The 1406-nt window shown below is 71.1% G+C and carries 1 protein-coding gene; it reads right to left on the reverse strand.

Annotation, left to right across the window (positions count from 1 at the left end; genetic code table 11):
• The coding region (locus tag G7A99_RS17510) for a ShlB/FhaC/HecB family hemolysin secretion/activation protein (RefSeq protein ID WP_163142562.1) at nucleotides 1-1406 on the reverse strand (1406 nt) is incomplete at both ends.

Genomic DNA, 1406 nt, shown 5'->3' on the forward strand with positions numbered 1-1406 from the left:
TGGGCGTAGACGGCCCTGGCCACGAGCGTGCGCCCCAGGCGGTACTGCAGCCCGACGCCGAGGCTGTAGATCGACGGGTTGTCGCCGTCGATATCCACCGCCTGGCCGTAATCCGCGAGCAGCGAAGCCTCCCAGCCGGGATGAAACGACCAGTGCGCCTCCAGCCCCAGGTCGAGCCCGTGAGGGGCGGCGAGGATCCCGGCGTCGTAGCCGCGCACGCTGCTCGGTCCGCCGAGCTGGTAGAGCAGTGACGAGGGCAGCCCGTCGCTGGCGGAAGCGTACTGCCAGCCGAACCGCCCGACCAGGCGGTAGTCCTCGCCGGCCTGCCAGCGCGTGAAGAAGTCGCCCTGCAGGCGCTGGTACTGCCCGGAGCGCCCGGTGGTGTCGTTGCGGTGAGTGGTGTAGAGCAGCCGCTGCTCGTAGCGCGCGTACCACGGCGCGTTGCGGTACTCCACGGACCCGGCGAGGGTGGCGGTGCCGTCGCGGGTCTCGCTGAGCGGGACATCCCCCTCCAGGGTGGTCTCCGAGCGGCTGAACTCGTAGCCCGCGCGCCCGGTGGCGAGCCAGCGCCGGTCGAGCCACCAGGGCTGCTCGAAGCCGAGCTCCAGGACGCTCGAGGTGCCCTCGATGTCGAGATCCTCGAACGGCCCGCGGATGATGGACAGCGCGTTGCGGCTGGCGCTGGCATAGACCGCGCCGTTGTACCGGTTCACGGGGAAACGGTAGCGCAGGTTGCCGTAGGTCGTCCCGCGGCTCTTGAGCACCGTGCCGCTGAGGGTGTCGGCGTGGCCGGTGGGCGAGAACCAGGCCCCGCTCATGCCCACCTGGTAGGTCCCGCTGTTCTCGCTGCCGTAGTTGTTGGCGAGGACGCGCCAGACGAAGGGCTCCGGCTCGTAGACCTTGTAACGCAGCCGCGTCGTGCCGAAGGACTCGCCCGCGGCGAGGTCGGCGGAGAGCTGCGGCCCCGGCGTGGTGGCGTTGAGCCGCCGGATATCGGCGAGCAGCCGCGAGGTGTCGAGCACCTCGCCCGTCTCCAGCGGCACCCGCTCGGTGAAGAACGAGCGCGGCACCGTCTCCGGCGACGTCTGCCACTCCACCGCCTCGAGCCTGGCCTCCACCAGCACCACCCGCAGCGTTCCGTCCGCGACGCTCTGCGAGGGGATGATGGCCCGTGCGGTGAGCAGGTCGCGACGCTCGTAGAGGGCGTTAACCCGGCGCAGCAGCTCGTTGAGGTCGGCAAAGGTGACCGGGCGCCCGACGTAGTCCTGCGCGATGCCCTCCAGGGTGTCGGCATCGAGGAACGACGACGAGTTGAACCGGATGTTCTCCAGCCGGAAGCGCCGGCCGTCCTCGGGCAGCTTCTGGTCCTCCGGCGCGCCGCCGCGCAGGGCGGGCACCTCGGTGCG

Source organism: Arhodomonas sp. KWT (assembly GCF_010993615.1).